The sequence below is a fragment of the Hydrococcus rivularis NIES-593 genome, assembly GCF_001904635.1.
Lineage (GTDB): Bacteria > Cyanobacteriota > Cyanobacteriia > Cyanobacteriales > Microcystaceae > Hydrococcus > Hydrococcus rivularis.
In genome coordinates this window covers 1-20,442 of sequence record NZ_MRCB01000039.1, presented here as the reverse complement: position 1 = coordinate 20,442, position 20,442 = coordinate 1, and the positions used below count along the sequence as shown (strand labels likewise).

General features: G+C 45.1%; 17 protein-coding genes. 5 read left to right on the top strand and 12 right to left on the bottom strand.

Going from position 1 to position 20,442, the window contains the following annotated elements; all coding sequences use genetic code 11:
• The first annotated feature begins 8 nt into the window (after positions 1-8).
• Complete coding sequence (locus tag NIES593_RS20845; RefSeq protein WP_073601413.1) at positions 9-302, top strand: hypothetical protein; 294 nt, start codon at positions 9-11, stop codon at positions 300-302.
• A gap of 8 nt (positions 303-310) precedes the next feature.
• Here NIES593_RS20845 and NIES593_RS20840 read toward each other — a convergent pair whose 3' ends face one another.
• The 3 genes from NIES593_RS20840 to NIES593_RS20830 form a co-directional block, all read right to left on the bottom strand.
• Positions 311-589, bottom strand: a complete 279-nt coding sequence (locus tag NIES593_RS20840; RefSeq protein ID WP_073601412.1) for a TMEM165/GDT1 family protein — start codon at positions 587-589, stop codon at positions 311-313.
• Positions 590-631: 42 nt separating this feature from the next.
• The gene (locus NIES593_RS20835) at positions 632-1,021 is read right to left on the bottom strand and encodes a TMEM165/GDT1 family protein (protein ID WP_217651993.1); all 390 of its coding nucleotides are present in this window, start codon (positions 1,019-1,021) and stop codon (positions 632-634) included.
• Positions 1,022-1,124: 103 nt separating this feature from the next.
• The gene (locus tag NIES593_RS20830; protein ID WP_073601411.1) at positions 1,125-1,478 is read right to left on the bottom strand and encodes a YkgJ family cysteine cluster protein; all 354 of its coding nucleotides are present in this window, start codon (positions 1,476-1,478) and stop codon (positions 1,125-1,127) included.
• A 149-nt stretch (positions 1,479-1,627) separates the two neighbouring features.
• On the opposite strand from NIES593_RS20830, the gene psb30 reads away from it, so the two are divergent.
• Entirely contained in the window at positions 1,628-1,768 is a 141-nt protein-coding gene (gene psb30, locus NIES593_RS20825; protein WP_015145333.1) for a photosystem II reaction center protein Ycf12/Psb30, read from the top strand.
• A gap of 64 nt (positions 1,769-1,832) precedes the next feature.
• Here the strand turns inward: psb30 and recJ are convergent, their stop codons facing one another.
• Together recJ and NIES593_RS20815 are read right to left on the bottom strand one after the other, a co-directional pair.
• On the bottom strand, positions 1,833-3,812 hold the full coding sequence (recJ, locus tag NIES593_RS20820; protein ID WP_073601410.1) for a single-stranded-DNA-specific exonuclease RecJ: 1,980 nt from the start codon (positions 3,810-3,812) through the stop codon (positions 1,833-1,835).
• Positions 3,813-3,833: 21 nt separating this feature from the next.
• Positions 3,834-4,571 carry a peptidylprolyl isomerase gene (locus NIES593_RS20815; RefSeq protein ID WP_073601409.1) on the bottom strand — a complete coding sequence of 246 codons (738 nt, stop codon included), beginning with the start codon at positions 4,569-4,571 and terminating at the stop codon, positions 3,834-3,836.
• A gap of 403 nt (positions 4,572-4,974) precedes the next feature.
• On the opposite strand from NIES593_RS20815, the gene NIES593_RS20810 reads away from it, so the two are divergent.
• Positions 4,975-6,186, top strand: a complete 1,212-nt coding sequence (locus NIES593_RS20810) for an HhoA/HhoB/HtrA family serine endopeptidase (protein WP_073601408.1) — start codon at positions 4,975-4,977, stop codon at positions 6,184-6,186.
• Positions 6,187-6,242: 56 nt separating this feature from the next.
• Here the strand turns inward: NIES593_RS20810 and NIES593_RS20805 are convergent, their stop codons facing one another.
• Positions 6,243-7,436, bottom strand: a complete 1,194-nt coding sequence (locus NIES593_RS20805; protein ID WP_073601407.1) for a glycosyltransferase family protein — start codon at positions 7,434-7,436, stop codon at positions 6,243-6,245.
• Positions 7,437-7,632: 196 nt separating this feature from the next.
• Between NIES593_RS20805 and NIES593_RS24985 the strand changes: the two genes are divergently transcribed.
• Positions 7,633-7,839 carry a DUF6464 family protein gene (locus NIES593_RS24985; RefSeq protein ID WP_073601406.1) on the top strand — a complete coding sequence of 69 codons (207 nt, stop codon included), beginning with the start codon at positions 7,633-7,635 and terminating at the stop codon, positions 7,837-7,839.
• A gap of 114 nt (positions 7,840-7,953) precedes the next feature.
• On the opposite strand, the gene NIES593_RS20795 is transcribed toward NIES593_RS24985, so the two are convergent.
• The 3 genes from NIES593_RS20795 to NIES593_RS20785 form a co-directional block, all read right to left on the bottom strand.
• Positions 7,954-8,340, bottom strand: a complete 387-nt coding sequence (locus NIES593_RS20795) for a hypothetical protein (protein WP_073601405.1) — start codon at positions 8,338-8,340, stop codon at positions 7,954-7,956.
• Positions 8,341-8,473: 133 nt separating this feature from the next.
• Entirely contained in the window at positions 8,474-8,752 is a 279-nt protein-coding gene (locus tag NIES593_RS20790; RefSeq protein WP_073601404.1) for a hypothetical protein, read from the bottom strand.
• A 133-nt stretch (positions 8,753-8,885) separates the two neighbouring features.
• The gene (locus tag NIES593_RS20785; protein WP_245817680.1) at positions 8,886-9,596 is read right to left on the bottom strand and encodes an MBL fold metallo-hydrolase; all 711 of its coding nucleotides are present in this window, start codon (positions 9,594-9,596) and stop codon (positions 8,886-8,888) included.
• Between the two features lie 131 nt (positions 9,597-9,727).
• Here NIES593_RS20785 and NIES593_RS20780 point away from each other — a divergent pair, with 131 nt between their 5' ends.
• Complete coding sequence (locus tag NIES593_RS20780) at positions 9,728-11,212, top strand: site-2 protease family protein (RefSeq protein WP_073601424.1); 1,485 nt, start codon at positions 9,728-9,730, stop codon at positions 11,210-11,212.
• Between the two features lie 198 nt (positions 11,213-11,410).
• On the opposite strand, the gene NIES593_RS20775 is transcribed toward NIES593_RS20780, so the two are convergent.
• From NIES593_RS20775 to NIES593_RS20765, 3 genes are read right to left on the bottom strand one after another with little or no spacing between them, the layout of a single operon-like run.
• A complete protein-coding gene (locus NIES593_RS20775) occupies positions 11,411-17,932 on the bottom strand; it encodes a type I polyketide synthase (RefSeq protein WP_073601403.1) in 6,522 nt (2,173 codons plus the stop codon).
• A gap of 1 nt (position 17,933) precedes the next feature.
• Positions 17,934-18,497, bottom strand: a complete 564-nt coding sequence (locus tag NIES593_RS20770; protein WP_073601402.1) for an acyl carrier protein — start codon at positions 18,495-18,497, stop codon at positions 17,934-17,936.
• Positions 18,484-20,331 (bottom strand): SDR family oxidoreductase, encoded by a 1,848-nt coding sequence (locus tag NIES593_RS20765; protein ID WP_425432556.1) that lies wholly within the window; start codon positions 20,329-20,331, stop codon positions 18,484-18,486. Before NIES593_RS20765 ends, NIES593_RS20770 begins: the two co-directional genes overlap by 14 nt.
• Positions 20,332-20,442 lie beyond the last annotated feature (111 nt).

Genomic DNA, 20,442 nt, shown 5'->3' with positions numbered 1-20,442 from the left:
TATTAATCATGAAAGTTCATCTAAAAGATAACATTTTGATCGTTAACTCTGAAGATCTTCCTAGTTATAAAAAAGGCGGCTCTATCGTTCGCAATAGCTATTTTTGGGCATTAAAATCTATCGCTTGCTATTCAGGAAAAGGATGCGATTGGGAATTCGATCGCGAGGTGTGGATTGCTTTATCCCGAATGTTACTTGCTTTTAATCAATCGGGATATCTAGGGGGTTCTGAAACTGTATTAGAATTTCCAGCCGATACGCAAATTCCCGAAGAATTGCGTTCCGTTTCGACTTGGCAGTAACCCTATTTTTAGTCTTGCGAGTTTGACCATAAAAGTTTTACTGCCATTAACGCAAATCCAATCGCTGCAATCGCTTTTAACATTTTTTCTGGCAGGAGTTGAGCTACTCCGCCACCAGCGATTACTCCGAGCGAGCTAGCAAGTATCAACGCAGTAATAGAGCCAAAAAAGACGGCGCGAGGCGATTTAGAACTTCCGCCGAGAGCGATCGCCGCTAATTGACTTTTATCGCCAATTTCTGCTAAAAATATCGTTAGAAAACTCAGTCCGAACAGTTGCCAATCCATTTATCAGTTACCCGTTCTCAGTTATCAAGTATTAATTCTTAGCTAGCTAATTACATCCCCGATCAATAAACCTGTAATTAGTAGCAGTAGCAGAGCAACTGCGAAATTTAAGGTTTGAGGAGATAATCGCCTAGCAATCCAGCAACCGACTAGAACGCCTAGTAGACTGGTTGCAATTAAGGCGGCAGCAGCTCCGGCAAAGACAATCCACGGGGATTGGGACTCTGCACTCATTAACAAGGTAGCTAACTGAGTCTTGTCTCCTATCTCGGCTACAAAGATGGTCAAGAAAGTCGAGCTAAAAACTGTCCAGAAGCTCCAAGTCTCTCGGTTTTCCCTAGGCTCGGTCGATTCGGCAATAGTACAGGGGGGTTCTACTTGAGCTTGTGTCTGTTCGACTCGTTCTCTTTGGACTGACCTAATTGATGTCATGCAATTTTTGGAGTAACATTTTTCATACTCTTTTCATTTTTACCAAAAATTGAACGGAAATTCCAATTGCCCGTCATCAGTCACGTATCTTTGGTTGTAGAAGTCAAAATTTACTTACCTCTGTGTTATAGCGATGCATTTCTAAACTATTTTTTCCGTATACGCCCTGAATTTGTTGGCGACAGCATTCAATGGCAAAATCATTAAACTCTGCTGCGTCTACACTATACATCTGCTGGAAAATATCTGGCTTGACGCGACAAAAACGCGGTCGCCGTTCGTAAACGGTACATTCTCGCGTACTGCGATCGAAGTGCTTGCACCATCCTCCCTCTCCGACCATGCTCAAATAGAGTTCCAATTCTTCTGAGGATAAATACTTATCTAAGTCCGGGCGATCGCGGGGTTCTAAGTGACAGCAAGCCCCACAAAATTTGACGCATCGCCAAGTTGCCATGATTTCTCAACTGCCTCTCTGAAACAAAAGTTTATGTATTTTTGTATCGTTGCTGAAAAAGAGCGGATACTTGCCCCCTAAGATCGGGTATGATTCCTTATTATGTTAATATGCAGCTACTCGATTGACTCATAAAACTGGGAGGAAAAATGGATTTTCTAACGAACCTGCTCGATCCGGTAACAAGCCTTAATTGGGAAGTAATTTTTAATTTGGTTTTTGTATCTTTAATCATGCTTGCTGGTCCGGCGGTTATCTTCTTATTAGCTTTCCGTGGCGGCGATCTGTAAGAGCAATTACTTATTAAATTTGCGTTAAAAAATACCTTCCTAGCAATTAGGAGGGGTATTTTTACTAATCGTTTAAGGCAGCAAATGCAGTGTGAATTAGTTGAGAGTAATGAGGTTGAGTCAGATCGACTTGTTGGGTGCGTTCGTAGCTATCGCCCAGTAAGCCTATATTTTGTCCTTGACTAACAGCTAATATTTTGCCCTGTTCGTTTTGAATTCTCAATTCATTTAAAGTTTCCCACCAACTACAAACATAAGTTCGTCTTTTATATTCAAAAATCGCTTTTTTCGTAGCGGAATTAATAGCAAAAATAAAGTTAGGATCGGGAAGTCTTACGCCAACAAGTTCTAATTCAATATTTTTGTTTTCATTGCAAACATTTTCTTGCAATTTATAGGCAATATCCAATCGAGATGGTAAGGGAAAATAATCGCCCCAACGCCAAGCGATCGCTTTCATTTCAGTATTATCGTCTTGAGCCAGGGTCAGCTTTAGATGACTCTGATTTTTTCCTACAGGTTGCTGTTCTTTAACCCTAACATTGCGCGTCCAAAAGATAGGAAAATCGTTACCAATTCCCCATGGTTGCAAGCGATCGATTTGTTGGTACAGACAGGGAGTCAATTGAATAAAATTCGCCTCGGCATCAATTTTAATGAGAGGTTTAAGATGTTCTAATTTGAGGCATCGATGGGCAAAAGCACTGAGTTTTTGCTTGAAAGCATCCAAATTTTGTGCGGGTAAACTAAAGCCGCCAGCCGCTTTATGTCCCCCATATTTTCCCAATAAATCGCGACAGAATTCTAAGGCTTCAAAGACGTTAAATTCTTCAATGCCTCTTGCCGAACCGCGCAAGATAGAAGTATCTTCTTCGTAAGTGCCAATAAACACCGGAACGCCATAGCGTTCGACTAAACGAGAGGCAACAATGCCGATGACTCCATGATGCCATTGGGGTCGAACGACGACTAAAACGCGATCGCGTCTCCAGTCGATAGGCGTTTCTTCGATCAGCGCGATCGCATCTCGTTCGATTTGTTCGCACAATTCCTGGCGCTTGCGGTTGATTTGCTCGCATTGCATCGCCCTTTCTAAAGCCAGTCCAGCATCGTCAGTCGTCAGCAATTCGATAACCATTTGCGGGTCGCCAATGCGTCCGACGGCATTAATTCGGGGACCCAACCTAAAACCGATATCGTCGGGTTTGAGTTGCTTTTGCGCGTCGCTAACCCCTGCTATCTGCATGAGTGCTTGAATTCCTGCTAATTGGGATTTGGGTAACTGGCGCAGTCCCCGTTTTAACCAACGGCGATTCACTCCCACCAAAGGCGCGAGATCGGCAATCGTCCCTAGGGTGAAGAGTTCTAGCAATCGATCTGTCAATTCCTCTTCTTTTCCCAGACTTCGAGCGAGAGTCACTGCTAGAATATAAGCCATGCCAACGCCTGCAAGTCCGCAATAGGGAGAGGATTCTGGAAGTAACTTAGGGTTGAGAATTGCATGAGCGGGAGGGAGTTTTTCTGGGAGATCGTGGTGATCGGTAACGATAACGCCCATACCCAACGCGATCGCGCGAGCGATCGGTTCATAGGCAGAAATGCCATTATCAACCGTTAAAATAATGCCTACGCCCGCACTGGCAAACTCTTCAACAATGCGCAGATTGATGCCATAGCCATCTTTCATGCGACTGGGAATGGCATATTCTACCTCTGCCCCCAAAGATCTGAGAGTGCGTAATAATAAAGCGGTGCTGGTCATCCCATCGGCATCGTAGTCGCCGCAGATAGCGATTTTGTCTTTGGTTGCGATCGCTTCTGCTAATAACTCGACGCTAAGTGCCAAATCGGAGAATTCTTCTAGCGGCGACGGCAAGAGTTGTGATTCTGGATCGATATATACCTGCGCTAATTTTGGGGTGACGATCTCTCGATTCACCAACACCTGAGCCAGAAGGGGAGAAAGTCCCGTACTTTTTACCAGTTCGTCTATTTGTTCGGGGTTGGTAGATGAAATACGCCATCGCTGATTTGGCAATCTCATGAAGTGCGATCGGTTCATTGACTAAAAAAGTATCGACGATTTAAAGGAAACTTGTTGTTGATATTCTGAATTTAACCAACTTTGAAAAAGATCGTTGAGGATTCGCTGCCGCATCGGTTCGTCAAGTTGAGCAGATAAGTATTTTTCTAGCCTGAGGACGATCCACCAATCTCCGATGCGGGCGGGCGGGATCAATTTTCCGGGTTGATTGGTAGATAGCAATTGGGCAATTTTGGGATGGGGCACGTTTAGTTCGACTGGTCCGATTAGTCCTCCAGTTTCTGCTTCTGCTCCTTCAGAATATTGTTTGGCAAGTTCGGCAAAGGTGGTCTCTCCTTCTTCGATCCGAAAATACAGTTCTTGAGCGATCCCAGCATCTTTACTGCGGATTAAAGAATAGACGACTCGATCCAACTGCCGCTTGTTCTGCAAAAAGTGCGATTCTATTTGGTTTCCCCAGGTTTGTTGTTTGAATTTTTCCAGTTTTATATCCCGAAGGATCGAACGGTCTAGTTGCTCTGGGGTCATCCCATGATACTTTAACCAGAGCTTAACTTGCGCTTCCCCAGTTAGTTGATATTGCTGATAGAATCTTCGTTTCGCGATCGCTTCTTCTTCGGGCGTACATTCTACATCGGCGATCGCGCGATCGATGATGATTTCTCTAGCCAATTGTGGCAGCATTTTATGCTGTGCCAACAATGGAAATAAGTCTTCATCTGCGATCTCTAGCTCGCCAATTTGTATGACTACACTCATGTTTGCATTTCCCAGCTATTCGAACTCTCCTAAAATTCTCTCAGATAGCTAATAAATTATAAATGACTTCCGAATCTTTGGCTATTTTTGCTTAGTTTAACTTATTGTACTTATTTAAAACAATCTCTATAAAACACTTATCAGTATTAATTGGTAATTTAAACTGAATTTCTTTTTCTTCTTAAAAACTTGTAATAAAAACTCAAAAATAATGAGTTTTTGAGAAGAAAAACCTGCGATCAAAACTTTCAAATCTGAATAAATAATAATAAATAATAGCCGATCGAATCAGTTAAGGCAGGTTATTCAGTCGATTTTGCTATTGATTTTGCTAAGATAGCGATTGAAAAGCTATAAAAAAAACTAAGTATTTTACGAAACGGTTAACTGTTGTTTTAGAACGATGAAGCCATCAAAATTGCTACGCCAACTCGGCAGCCATCTCCTCTCGCTCTTGCTAGGCGTAATTCTATGTTTTAGCAACTTTCACCTATTATCCTCTCAGGCAGAACCCATTGCTGAGGTGCCGTTAGCCCAAAATCCAAGCCAGTCGGATTCTACTGGTGTGGCATCGGTTCCGATTCCAAGCGGTCCCGATAGTTTCGTGGCAGCAGCAGTAAACAGGACGGGTCCAGCAGTCGTCCGCATTGACACAGAAGCGATCGTTACGCGACGGATCGATCCTTTTTTTGACGATCCCTTTTTCCGAGAGTTTTTTGGCGATCGCTTTAGAATACCACCCCAGCAACAACGCCTGGTAGGTCAAGGTTCGGGATTTATCATCGATCGCAGCGGGATTATATTAACTAACGCTCACGTTGTCAGCAATGCCGATAAAGTTACGGTAACGCTTAAAGACGGACGGACTTTTAATGGAGAAGTTAAAGGAACCGATGAAGTAACCGATTTAGCAGTCGTTAAAATTAATCCCAAAGGAGCTAACTTGCCAGTCGCGCCGTTAGGCGATTCTTCTAAAGTTCAAGTAGGCGATTGGGCGATTGCGGTAGGAAATCCGGTGGGACTCGACAATACCGTCACCCTCGGTATTGTAAGCACGATGAGTCGTTCGGCAGCTAAAGCAGGCATTCCCGACAAACGATTAGATTTTATTCAAACTGATGCGGCGATCAACCCCGGTAACTCCGGCGGTCCGTTACTAAACGCCAGAGGAGAAGTCATTGGCATTAATACTGCCATCAGAGCAGATGCCATGGGGATCGGTTTTGCGATTCCAATTAATAAAGCTAAATCGCTGATAAGTTTCTTAGCTGCCGGAAAGCAAGTCCCTCACCCCTACATAGGAATTCAGATGCTCAACCTGACTCCAGAATTAGCCAGAGAAAACAACAGCAATCCCAATTCTCCTTTCATGGTTCCAGAAGTTGAAGGCGTTCTCGTCGTGCGCGTTTTACCCAATACTCCTGCTGAGAAAGCGGGGATTCGCATGGGAGATGTCATTCTCTCGGTTGACAACCAACGGGTAAATGATGGGGGTCAGTTGCAGTCAATCGTTGAAAACGCTGGTATTAATCGCAATCTAAAACTCAAAATTCAACGAGGCGATCGCGTGATGGATTTGACAGTTCAAACCGAACAACTTGCCAGCGCTTCCTAAGCATTTAACCGTCAGCGATCGGCACTTGGAGCCGATCGCTTTTTCAAAATTTTCAACTATAATGGACGATCCAACGCTGCGGTCAACTCCTCCATAATTCCCTCGATCGCCACTTCAATCCGCCGCCAATCGGGAATAAAAGGCGAACCAAAAGGATAATGATGAAAATCCTCAAAAGCATTGTCGAGGGCGTGGGCAAAAGTTTCTACTGCCGTCAGTTCGTTATGTAGATCGTATTGTTCGAGATCGTGCATCTCGGCAAATGCCTCGTATACTCCTACGACACTGCGAGCATGAGTAAGGTAGGTGAGCTTGAGGGTGCGGAAGAATTCGCGACTGAGGACGATTCCCTGAGAAGATAATTGAGCAAAGAAAGTGCGAGCAATGTCGGCGATCATCTTTTGCAGTCCTGAGTGCGGATCCGTGCCGAGTTGTTGGTGCTTGTGGTCGTAGCGATTGGTTAACTCTACCTGGCAAATGCGAGGCACCCGAACGAGACGATAAATTTCTGAGAGAATGCCGACTTCGATCCCCCAATCGGAAGGAAACTGCATTTCTCTGGCGATGCTGGTGAACATGGCAAATTCCCCAGCTAGGGGATAGCGAAAGTCTGCCATGTATTCCAAAAAGTCTAGGTTTCCTAGAATTACCCGCAGAGAACGCACGAAGGGAAAATAAAACAGACGTACCGCACGACCGTAAAGGCGATCGCCGTAGCGAGCATAGAATCCTTTGGCAAACTGATAGCGTAGCTGCACGACTGCATATAAGAGACGCACCAGAAAAGTGCGATCGTAGGTCAGGATATCGGCATCGTGAAAAGCTAGAACAGAAACTTCTCCTTTAGTCAAAATATAGCCGAGTGCAGTCCAAACCGCTCGTCCTTTGCCACGGGGACCGAGTGGAAGCAGATCGTCAATCTTTTGAATGACGGCTTGCACTTGCGGGTTGTCATTCCAGAGCAAACATCCTTTATCTTCTAGAGGGGCGACAATTTCTTTTGCCCGACGAAAATCTTCTAAATCTGCGCGATCTAAACTGATATAAACTCGCCCGACGAATTGCATCTGAGTGAGTTCTTTGATGATATTAGCCATTGCAGGGCTAGCTAGGTCGCTGTAGAGAGCGGGAATTAAGACTCCAACGGGAATGCGAGTAGAAGCCTGCAAGAGCCGTTCTTCCATTGCAGCTAACGTCTCTTTTTGCAAAAGCGTGAACGTCGGAACGTAGTTTAGGTGAAAATCAGGCATCTTGCTAGAGAGATAAGGTACTGCGTTCCTAAAATTTTAGATCTGAAATCGAATCGCATTCAAAAAGAAAAACCGAAACCCGTTTGGGGCGCGATCGCACCTCGTTATAAATCAGTCAGGTTCCTCACAATTTCCTCAAATTTAGATTTTATTTTTGGATAGGTCAGTAATGGAATTATAGATTCAACAACTGCTCATGTTTTTCTTCTTCTATTCGGTATCATTTTCTGTCACACCAAACTTTTTTTTTCAAGTTGGCTATAGTACCCACACGAGAGAGGAAAAACCCGTAGGCATAGGCGATGTAACTTGCCGATATAATGCCTGTTCGCCATTGCTTCGATGTGCTGTCAAGCCTAATGGGCCTTGTCGTTGCGAGCATTATCAACCGAGAGAGATTTAGGATCGTCTCGCGTTTAAAAAAACTGTTTTTCAAAACTGAACTTATTTACTCGTTTCTATCGTTATTTTTGAAGCATGAAAAGCACGGGATTACGCTGCTTTCCATGCTCGGAGCTTATTTTTTCAGTTCGCGAGCCATTTTGCGGAACATGTCCATGCTACTATCGCTAGAGCGACGTTCTGGTTGAGCTTGAGTCGCTTGAGTGGCTGGTGTCGTTCCATTGCTACTAGGAGCAACCGGAGCAGATCCGTTCCCCATCATTTTGGCTTTTTCCAAAGAGGAGATCTGCTCAATTGATTCCCCTCCTTGAGAGCTAAGCGTTTTTGGAAAAGTTCTTTTAATAACTTTCGCCTTACGCATAAACTCGACATTGCCAAGACTTTTAGCGTCGTCTGAATCAAGGAAGAAGGCTTCGCTTTTTTGAGTTGACTGTCGATCTGTTGCTGATATTTCGTCTACATATTTGGCTTTATTGCCAAATAATCCAAAGAATCCTGCCATTTACGGTTGCACTCCCGATATTTTGTTAATTTATGTTGAATATTATAAAGAATTATGACTTAAAATTTTCTAATAATTAGAAAAAAGCACGGGATTCCCGTGCTTTTCTAAGGAATAGTGCTAGCGATCGCAGTTATTTGTTCAATTCGCGAGCCATCTTACGGAACATATTCATGTTGCTGTCAGCAGAGCGACGTTTGGGAATCTCGACAGAGACGCGATCGCTAGACTTGGATTCAAGGGATTTGCGATCGGTTTCTGCTTTACCCGTGGACTTGACTTTGCCAAGACTTTTGGCATCCTCTGGATCGAGGAAAAAGGCTCTACCATCTTGAGATGGCTGGCGATCTTCTTCGGTTACTTCATCGAGATATTTAGCTGGCTTCCCAAACCCGTCAAAAAATCCTGCCATTGCTCTTGCACTCCCGATCTCATAAATACCTTGCGCTATTCATTATAAAAACTTATATAGATAGATAAGCAAAGTTGTTATTTTTCCCAGAAATGCAAGAAAATATTTGAAATCAGGCGAAAAGTTGGGGCGATTAGAATAGAGATTGGGTCTGTTTGAGCGTTTCTAAATCTAACTCTAATAAGCCTTGATAGGCTTGCTCGATGACTCCCTTGCCTCTCAAAAATCCGGTATTGGCACCGGGACAGATATAGTGAAGGGTTTCGTGACTGTAGCGATCGCGCAACGCTTCTATGCTTCGTAATTGCCTATACCAGTGAAAGGTTTTCGCCGTTCTCAACGGGACGGGTTTTCCCTCGCGATCGGGCAGAAGATGCCGTCCAGAGAAAAGAACTCCTCCATAATAACTCCAGTAGAGACAAGAAGAACCGGGAGAGTGACCGGGAGTCCAAATCGCGTAGCAATTCGGAGAGAGAGAAAATTCTCGCTCGAAGCTTGTCACATCAACTTCTGGCAATAGATAAGCCTCTTGTTCCTGGATTAATACTTCACATCCCAAAACGGCTTGCATCTGCTTAACTTTTTTGCCAATCCCGCCTCGATGAGTCACAAACAACCAGCGAACGCCTCCTTTTTCTTGAAGAAACCGCAAGTTCTCTTCATCAGAAGCCGGACAATCTATCAGGATATTGCCAGCTTTTTCTACAATAAAGTAGGCACTCCCACCCAAAGTTTCTCGGTTGGGAGGAAATGCAAACAAGCTCTCTAATATGACTCGCGGGGGTTTAGTCGGTCTAGATCCTTCTTGAGACATTTCTAAGAGAGGATAATATGAACTGGACATGTGGTGTTCGGGCGATTTGCTCGTATTTTTGTGGTTATGTCTGTCAATCGTCGTAAGTGCCAATCTCAACTTTCGACATCGGCAATTTCAAATTGTTTGATGTTCTTGTAAAAAAATTAGGCTTTCTTAAGATGGAACTTTTACTGCTCCTTATTGTACTAGGCACAATCACATACTTGATTGTTAAGCGCAGTGTTGCCACTATTACACGAACACCAATTTGGGTATTCTGGCTAGTGATGATGGCACCAGCACTGATTTGGAGTGGCTGGTGGTTAATTTTTGGACAAGATGAACCAATTCCAATTCTCTTAGTCATCGCTCCGTTTATTTTTTGTCTTCTGGTTTACTGGTGGTTAATTCAGATAGGCAGACCGACCTCTCAAGCCAAAGAAACTGCTCTCGAAACGCAAGGATCTGGCGATCCAGGAATGGAGAAACCGACACAAGGATCGTCTCAAGTGCGTCCGATTACGCCAAGCGAAGAAGCGACGTTGCGCAATTGTTTTCCTTGGAGCATTTATTATCTACAGAATATCGATTATCGCCCGCAAGCGATTCTCTGTCGAGGAAAGCTGCGATCGGTACCAGAAGTGGCTTATAAAACGATTAAAGAAAATATTGAAAAAGCCTTTGGCGATCGCTTTTTACTCGTTTTCCAAGAAAGTTTTCAGGGTCAGCCCTTTTTTGCTTTAGTCCCCAACCCCTGGGCAAAATCTCAAGACCGATCTGAGCCAGAAAAGCTCGCTCGTCCTGTTTTTGCATTGAGTTTGTTGTTAATTACGTTATTAACAACGACAATGGTCGGTGCGAGGATGAGCGGTCTTCCCGCCGGAGAAGTATTTTCTAGTCCCCAAGGGTTTTTTAGAGGACTGCCTTATAGTTTAGGGATAATTGCTATCTTAGGAGTCCACGAACTGAGTCATTACTTTACAGCGATTTATTATAAAATTCGGACTACTCTGCCTTATTTTATTCCTTTTCCCGATTTTTTGGGTACTTTTGGTGCATTTATTCAGATGCGATCGCCAGTTCCCCATCGAAAAGCTCTTTTTGACGTTGCGATCGCGGGACCGCTCGGAGGACTCGTCCTAACCGTACCTCTACTGATCTGGGGACTTTCCCTGTCCAAAATCGTTCCTATTGCAGAAGATAGTAGCTTGTTAAGCTTTCAATCTCTCGATCCAAGATTTTCTTTCCTCTTTGCGGTTTTCGGCAAATTAGCTCTGGGGAATCAATTAGTGCCAGGAACGGCAATTCATCTTCATCCTCTAGCCATTGCTGGTTATGTTGGGTTGATTGTAACGGCTCTAAATTTGATGCCAGTGGGTCAGTTGGATGGGGGACATATCGTTCATGCCATGTACGGACAGCGTACCGCAGCGATTATCGGTCAATTGACTCGACTGTTCGTGTTAGTTCTGGCATTTATCAGGCATGATTTTCTGCTTTGGGCGATTATTCTGTTTTTTATGCCCGTTATCGACCAACCCGCTCTTAATGACGTAACAGAACTGGATAATAAGCGCGATTTTTTGGGTTTACTCTCTTTATTTCTGTTAATTTGCATTCTTCTCCCGTTACCGGGAATGGTTGCTGCCTGGTTGAATATTTGATCGATTTTGAATCTGGTTATTAACTTTGCCAGGAAGCCAAGCAATTTTTGTTAATAGTTAATGGTTAATGGTTTATTTCTATGCGGATGCGAATGGGGCGCTGAATATCTTGCGCAAACATACAAGTAAGCTGGATGAGTTGCTCGGACAGTTTAGAGTTAGAGGCTGTTTGGCACAGCCTTTGAGAGTGCAAATCACTTAAGAATCTGCGTCTATAAACGAGCGCAGATTGTCAACAATAATTTTAGCCAAAGCGCTCGCGGCTTCTAAATGTAAATTATGCCCTCCAGAAACGATAATTCGCTTTGCGCCGGGCATGGCTTTTTGTTGTTCGGCTAAGTCTTCAGGACGATTAAAATCGCTCCTATCGCCGTAAACAAGCGTAATGGGTGCTTTAAGCTGTCGCAGGAGTCCGAGATATTTAGCGCGATCGATTCCATTGAAACCGATACCCGTGCGGGTACGCAACAGGGGATCCCATCGCCAGCGCACGCCGTCTTGGTGGGGTTCGGTAATGCGTTCGGCAAGTTGCATCGCCAATGACTCTGATAGGGTTGGAGTAGTTAGACACAAGCGTTCGGCAGCAGTAGCAACGTCGGGGAAGATTGCATGTTCTGGAGGAGAGGCAAGATAGTCCAAATGAGTCGTTAGCTGTTCGACGGCATCGTTGTCTTTGACTTCTGTCGGCAGTACGGTTTCTACCAGAATTAGGTTTTTTACCTTTTCGGTTCTGATGCTGGCGAACATCGCAGCGATAACCGAACCCAGAGAATGTCCAACCAGAGTAAAGGGTTTGTCGGTTAGTTGCTCTGCAATAGCATCGATATCTGCCAAGAAGTCTAGTAAATTATACGATCCTCCTTGACCGACGCGATCGGAACGCCCATGCCCTCGTAAATCTGGTGCAACGACGCGATATCCTCTTTCGGCGAGGCGAACCGCGACTTCATGCCAAGCGGCACCTTGTTCCAAGATACCGTGGAGGCAAAGAACTAGAGGGTTGTTTTTCTCTCCCCAACTACACAGACATAGATTTAGTCCTCGGATGTTTACATAATTTTCACTCATCAGAGAGAGGGAGAGGGTGATATGGGGAGACTTTTGACTCCAGACTTCTAACTCCTCTTCATTTGGTAATTCATAGTCCAGGGATAGGGCAATATGACGAGTTGTTTCTCCCAGTTTATGGGGAAGTTTGATATCTTTCCATGTGTCTGCTAGGGTGGGATCGATTTGATTTCGTTTGAGGAAATTGGGATCGCCAACGAACATTGATTTGTTGTAGACTCCATCTATCATCCGCTGTCCTTCATAGGGGTTTAATAGCGAGGAGTCAAAAGGAATTTCCAGAAATTCACATAGCTTTTCTGTAACTTTAGCCGGTTCTTTTACCAAGTCTTCGTAACGGATTATGTGAGTGCGATCGCGCTCGATTTCCTCAAAGAAATCGAGAATATTTTGGTTACTTTTTGTCCAAATTTCTTCAGCTAATTCATAGGGATTTTCTTTGCTAAAACCGACTAATTTATCCATCCGCATTCGGCAGAATGACTCAATTACTGAATAAGGATGGCGTACTAAATGAATGTATTTTGCTCCTGTAAATAGAGCTTCTGCTCTTTCTAATGTTTCTCGATGAAAAGCATAAGTTGGCGATTTATCGACTAACAGGCGTTTGCCTGCTAGTTCTTGAAGCATGGCATAAACTTCATAGATAGAGTTATTTTGTTTGACTAAATTGGCAACTAAATTTTGGGCTTCTTGGGCATCAATTCCTTTTAATTCCATGAAAGCACGCGGTAACCCTTCGCCTAAATGAGATAACGCCAGTTCTTTCTCTCGTTGCGCGATCGTATCGAATGGCAGTAAATGTAATTCAGGCGGAGAACATAAATCTGGATGTCCTGCAAGCATTACCCTCAATAAAGTAGAACCCGCACGAGGACTGGAAAGAACAAACGCAATTTTTGGAAGTTTTTTGTCAATTATTAGTGATTGTTTGTTAGTGATTAGTAGTTGGTTGTTGGTGGTTGGTTTACTAACAACTGACGGCTGATGACTAACTGCTAATGATTGACTATTTCCATAGCTTTTTTCAAATTCAGAGGCGAGATATTTGGCTAGAGCGTCAATTCTGGGGCGCTCATAAAATTCTCTGGGATACAACATTAACTGGAGGTCGCTTTTAAGCTGATTAATTACCTCCATAACCATCAGAGAATCCATGCCCAAATCTAGCAAACTTTCCCTAGGAGAAATTGACTTTCTATTCAACTGCATTATTTGCGAAATGGAAGTCTGTAAATAGGAAATTAAATATTCCTCTCGCTGAATGAGATCTAGCTTCAACAGTTGTTCAAAAAGGGGTATTTGTTGTTTGTTATTTGTCAGTTTCTCTGGATTTTCAAGCGACAAATTATTGACTATCTCTTGAAAATAGGAAGACTTAATTAAGTAAGGAAATTGTTGACTCAATTCTTTCCAGTTTATAGAAATTGCTCCAATTTGAGCCATATTCTCTGAAAGTAATTGAGGTAAAAATGCTAAAATTTCTTCTATTTTAATAAGATTAAGTCCTTTAACAGCTAATCGTTTTGTTGTTGCCATTCCATCTGACAAAGAACCCAAATTGATACTTAAAGCAGGAAGTTTTTTGGCTTTTCTGTAGTGCGCGATCGCATCTAAAAATGCATTAGCAGCTGCATAATTTCCTTGCCCAGGCGAACCTAATAAAGATGCTGCTGACGAGAACATCACGAAGAAGTCTAAAGGAATATCTTGAGTTAGTTGATGCAGATTCAAAGTTCCTCTGACTTTAGGAGCCATAACTTTATGAAAACGTTCCCAAGAAATTCCCTGAAGAATTCCATCATCTAAAACTCCTGCTGCATGAATAATTCCTTTTAGCGGTGGCAAAGATACTTGGATTTTTTCTAATACTTTGCGAACATCTCGTTTGTTAGAAATATCGGCTTGAGTCACTAAAATCCTAACTCCCAAACGTTCTAATCGTTGCAAAGTATAAGTAACATTTTCTGGAGGTTTATTTCGTCCAACCAATACGAGATTTTTGGCTCCCTGTTGCACTAACCATTGGGCAACTTTTAATCCTACAGCCCCTAATCCACCAGTAATCAAATAACTGAATTCTGAACCAATTTTTATCGGAGTATTTCGCGAAACGTCCCAATCACTAATTCTTTGCTTGAGTCTTGCGACATATCTTTTTTCGTTACGAAAGGCAAGATAATCTTCTCCGTCTGAATTGAAAATCTCTTCGATTAGTTGTGCTACTTCTTTTGAATCTGGATTAGATGATAAATCGACCATTCCTCCCCAGTATTCGGGATGTTCTAAAGCAATAACTTTACCCAGTCCCCATAGCGGAGATTGAGCAACTGAAAGGTTATGTGTTTGGGAGTCTACAGGCTGAGTTGACTGCGTAACTAACCAAAGTCGAGCGGAGATTGATTGTATAAATAAGGTTTGGATTAAATGCAGTATGCTTCTACAACCTAAACTTTGTGCTTTCTCTAAATCTGAAAGAGTTAACTGTTTGGAGGATGCTGTTTCTAAACCCCATAAATGAATAATGCCTTTTAATGAAGGAGTAATCTTGGATAAACCTTCTTGAAACAGATGCTGAAAATCTTCAGGATTAGCCGGATTAATTTCCCATGCTAAAGTATTTTTCTTGGTTTTACGAATTTCCTTATAACCGTTTCCAGGATAAATTAATACACAGTTTTGACCGGATTGCTTTAACTGCTTGGCAACAGTTTTTCCGATTCCTTTTCTATCGGCAAAGATTAACCAACTATGTTCGGAGTTTGGAGTTCGGAGTTCGGAGTTCGGAGTTCTAGATTTAGCTTGCCATTCGACTTGATAAAACCAATCTGGATGAATTATTGGTTGGTTGTGAGTTGTTAATTGTTTTGCTCCTGTCTGTTGAATCCAATATCGTTGGCGTTGGAAAGGATAGGTAGGTAAATTCCAGACTCGCCGTCGTTGATAATCTTTATCAAACCCAACCCAATCTATCTCAATTCCATTCACAGATAAAATCGCTAGGCTGGCGAGGATTTGTCGCCAATCTTCTTGTCCGGGACGCAAACTGGGCAACCACAGATAGGATTTTGGATTTTGGATTTCAGGTTTTGGATTTTCTAAAATAGAGCGTGCCATGCCTAAAAGGATGGGTTTAGCACCAATTTCTAGGAAGATTTGATAATTTTGTCGGTCTAAAACTTCAATGCTGGAGGCAAATTTAACGGGTTGTCGCACGTGAGCAACCCAGTATTGCGGCGTGGCTATTTCTTCGGTTGCTAGTTCTCCGGTTAGGTTAGAAACAATATCGATACGAGGTAGAGCATAATTTATCTCGCTAGCAACTCGTTCAAATTCTGCTAGCATCGGTTCCATTAAAGGCGAATGAAAGGCATGGGAAACCTGTAATGGTTTCGTTTTTATGCCTTCAGATGCGAACCCAGAAATTATCTGTTGGATAGCTTCGGTTTCTCCAGAGATTACGATACTCTTGGCACCGTTAATTGCCGCGATCGCAACTTCTTGAGTATAGGGTTGAATTGCTTCACTAACCCGCGCTTCGTCGGCTATTAGGGAAACCATCTCGCCGTCTTGGGGCAGGGCTTGCATTAAACGTCCGCGTTCGGCAATCAGCTTCAGTCCGTCTTCGAGACTAAAGACCCCTGCCACGCAAGCAGCGACGTATTCGCCAACGCTGTGACCCATGACGGCATCTGGCTTAATTCCCCAGGACTCCCATAACCGAAACAGAGCATATTCGAGGGCAAACAAAGCGGGTTGAGTGTAGGCGGTTTCATCTAGAGGTGAAGATTGACCGACTTCGGGATAGAAAACCTCTAGTAGAGGCTTGTCCAGGTAGGGTTGCAGAATTTCGGCGCATTTATCTAAGGCGGCGCGGAAAGTCGGCTGGGTTTCGTAAAGTTGACGACCCATACCGACATATTGGGAACCTTGTCCGGTGAAGAGAAAAGCAATTTTCGGTCGTTCGGTTCCTCGCATCTGCCCCGAAAAGACTCCCGGTAATTCTTGCCCAGAGGTAGAAGAGGCTAGCTTTTCAAGCAGTTCGACAGTTGAGGAAGCCACTACACTCAGTCGGTAACTGAAGTGCGATCGCCCGGTATTGGCACTATAGCAGAGATCTCCCAAGGCTAAAGCTGGATTGGCAGCTAGGTTTTTCTCATACCTAGCGACTAGCTGCTTAAGTGCCTCTGCCGTTTTTGCCGATAGGGTTAACAGGTGCGCGGGACGTTCCACTGACCCTTGCACTGGCTCTGCTATCGGCGCTTCTTCTAAAACAATATGGGTATTGGTGCCGCTCATGCCAAAGGAACTCACTCCCGCAATTCGGCGCTGTTTCCCGGAGATCCAGGGCATCGGTTCGGTTGGCACTATTATTGGTAACTTATCCCAGTTAATGTAAGGATTGGGCTGCTTGAAGTGTAGATGAGGCGGGATCTCCTGATGTTGCAGGGCAAGCACCACCTTAATTAAGCCTGCTACGCCTGCCGCTGCTTCGAGATGACCAATGTTGGTTTTTACCGAACCGATCGCCAGCGGTTTTTCTGGAGATCGCTCCTTACCCAGGACGGCTTCTAAAGCTCCAATTTCAATCGGGTCTCCCAGAGATGTTCCCGTCCCGTGAGCCTCCACATAGTTCACCTGAGAGGGTTCTACTTTTGCGTTTTTGAGAGCCTCTCTAATTAATATCTGCTGAGCTAGTTTATTAGGGACCGTCAGACCGCTACTCGGTCCATCGTGGTTGACTGCCGAGCCGCGAATGAGAGCTAAAATATTGTCTCCATCGGCTACAGCTTCCGAGAGCCGCTTCAGGACTAAAACTCCGCATCCTTCACCCCTTCCGAAACCATTGGCAGCGGCATCGAAGGTTTTGCAGCGTCCATCGGGGGCAAGAGCATGAGTTCTGGATAGAAAGATGGTGACTTCTGGGGAAAGAATAAGCTGTACTCCGCCAACGAGAGCCAAATTGCATTCGCCAGCACGCAAACTCTGACAAGCCAAATGCACTGCTACTAAGGAGGAAGAGCAGGCTGTATCTACTGCCATACTTGGACCTTGTAGTCCCAGAACATAGGATAACCTGCCACAGGCAAAGCAAAAGCCATTCCCGGTTCCGTCATAGGCATTGATGCGTGTAGGATCGCCAGAATTTAGATGCAATTGCGCGTAATCATTTTGCCCAATTCCTACAAAAATTCCAGTTCGGCTGCCAGCTAGTCGATCTGCTGCTATTCCTGCATTTTCTAAAGCTTCCCAGCTTACTTCTAGCAGCAATCGCTGTTGAGGGTCTAAACTTTCTGCTTCGCGAGGGGAAATGCCAAAGAATTGAGGGTCGAACTGGTCTACCTGCTCTAAAAATCCACCAAAGCGAGTGTAGATTTTTCCAGAAGCATCGGGATCTGGGTCGTAATAACTATCTATATCCCATCGCTGGGGGGGAACTTCTGTAATGGCATCAACGCCGTCGCGCAACAGCCGCCAGAATGCCTCTGGATCGTTTGCTCCCCCAGGAAACCGACAACTCATGCCAATGATAGCGATTGGCTCGCTCTTAGAACGCTCGACGGCTTCGAGTTTGGCTCGCGCTTCCTTCAAGGCAAGAAGTAACCGTTGCGATGAGGACAGTTGCTCTAGTCTTTCAGAAGAATCGAACATTTCAGTTTCCCTTTAACAAAGTTTCTAGTTCTGCAAGTTCGCGATCGATTGATGCTTCTAGTTCGTCTTCGGCAAGCTGTTTTACCTCTGACAAAGCTTTAGATAGCTCTTGTTCGCTTTGGGGTAACTTCTCGTTATCTGTCGTCGATGGGTTCCAACCCAGTACATTCATGGCTAGATACTCAGCCAAGTCTTTAATGGTCGGAGACTCAAAGACTACAGTTGCAGGAAGAGAACAGCCCAAACTAGCATCCAAGCAATTCTTGAGTTCGACTGCCATCAGCGAGTCCATGCCCATGTCAAAAAACCCTTGCTGTGGATCTGGCAATTGGGATGGCTCAAGCTTCATTACTTTGGCGGCTTCGCTTTGAATGTGACGAATCAGGAGCGAATGTCGATCGCCTGGGGGCGCTGCCTCTAATTGCTGTAGAATCTGGCGCTGCTGTGCCACCGCCTGCTTGGTTTCCTCCTCTGGTTCGACCTCGCCTATCAATTCGGACAGCAACGGCAGTTGTCGTCCAGCGCTTAATTGTTTCCTAAATACTGACCACTCAATTGGTAGCACGCCAACTTGCGAAGTAGTCTGTCCCAGAAATTGCTCTAGGATTGANCATTCCCTGGGCTAAAGGAATCGGCTCAATGCCCTGGGCAGCCATGCGAGTGCGATCGCGCTCTCCCAAGCTGGCTGCCATCCCCGCCTCGCCCCACGTTCCCCAGTTGATGCTCAACCCCGGCAATCCCGCAGCCCTTCGATAGTGGGCGATCGCATCCATAAAAGCATTGGCTGCCGCATAATTTCCTTGACCGGGCGCACCTAACAGCGAGGCTGCCGATGAAAAACTGACAAAGAAATCGAGTGGCAGTTCCTGGGCTAATCGATGCAGATTCCAGGTTCCTTTGACCTTGGGAGCCATGACTTTATCAAAGCGCTGCCAGTTCTGTTGCAGCAAAATGCCATCGTCGAGCACGCCAGCCGCATGCACGATTCCTCGCAGTGGCGGCATCGATGCCTTCATCAGCTCGAAGACTCTCACCAGATCCCCCCACTCGGCGACATCGGCTCGCGCGACCACAATTTTGGCTCCTGTCTGCTCCATGAGTGCGATCGCTGCTTGGGCTTTCTCGGAAACCTCGCGGCGACTGGTCAGTACCAAATGCCGCACTCCCTTCTCTACCATCCACTGGGCGACTTTTAGCCCTAATGCTCCCAGCCCTCCTGTAATTAGATAGGTGCTATCGGCTTGTAGGGACAGCGAGCGAGTCTCTGGCACTTGGCTTGTGACTAGGCGAGCTACATAGCGCTGTCTACCTCGAAAGGCGAGCTGGTCTTCTCCTTGAGCATCCCTAATTTCTGCTAATAGATTGATCGCTTCATCAGAAGGTGCATCCGGCGCTAAATCGACGAGTCCGCCCCACAATTGCGGTTGCTCTAGGGCAATGACCTTACCCAATCCCCACAACGAAGATTGAGCTACTCCTGGCAGCGACGAGTCTACTGGCACTGCTCCCCGCGTTACCAACCACAAGCGCGGTACGGCTTGCTGGTAGCGTTTGGCGAGCGCTTGCACTAGATGCAGGGCGCTGCCGCAACCGAGGACTTGAATTCGTTCTAGTAAAGGAATGGTCAACTCTTCTGGCGCCAATGAGTCTTCTAAACTCCACAGATGGATAACTCCCTTTAATGGCGGCTGGCTAGTTGCCTCTAGTTCTTGGAATAGCCGCTCGAAATCGGTTGGATTGGTGGGATTGAGACTCCAAGTTAGAGGCTCTTTGGCTTGATAGGTGTCTGCGGCATCAACCAGATAACAAGTTTGACCGCGCTCCTCTAAAAGATTGGCTAGCGCTTGTCCTACACCGCCTCGGTCGGCTAAGATCAGCCAGCTAGCTGGTTGTTGGAAGCTAATCTCTGTCTGCTGACGCTTCTGGGGCTGCCAGGAGATTTCGTAAAGCCAATCAGGTAAAGATGCTGCCTTCTGCTGCTGTTGGTGTTGCTTGACTAAGATTTCTAGCAGCTTGGGCAGGAATTTGGTTTCTTCGGGGGAGAGGTCGGCTGCGGTTTCTAGATGTTGGGCTAGCTGTTGTGCGTCTCCTCGATGCAGGAGATTGATGATGGGAGTCTGGAGATTTTCTTGGGATTCGGCTTGACCGTGCCCGTTGCGAGCTGTTTCTACCCAATAGCGCTGGCGCTGAAATGGATAGGTGGGCAATGCTACTCGACGACGGGAATAGTCGCGATCGAATCCTTTCCAGTCTACTGCTGCTCCACGAACGTACAAGGTTCCTAAGCTCTCCAGCAGTTGTTGCCAATCTTCTTGTCCGGGACGCAAACTGGGCAGCCACAGATAGGATTTTGGATTGTGGATTTCAGGTTTTGGATTTTCTAAAACCGTGCGTCCCATTCCTGAAAGAGTGGGTTTGGCACCAATTTCTAGGAAGATTTGATAGTTTTGCCGAGCTAAAACTTCAATGCTGGAGGCAAATTTAACGGGTTGTCGCACGTGAGCAACCCA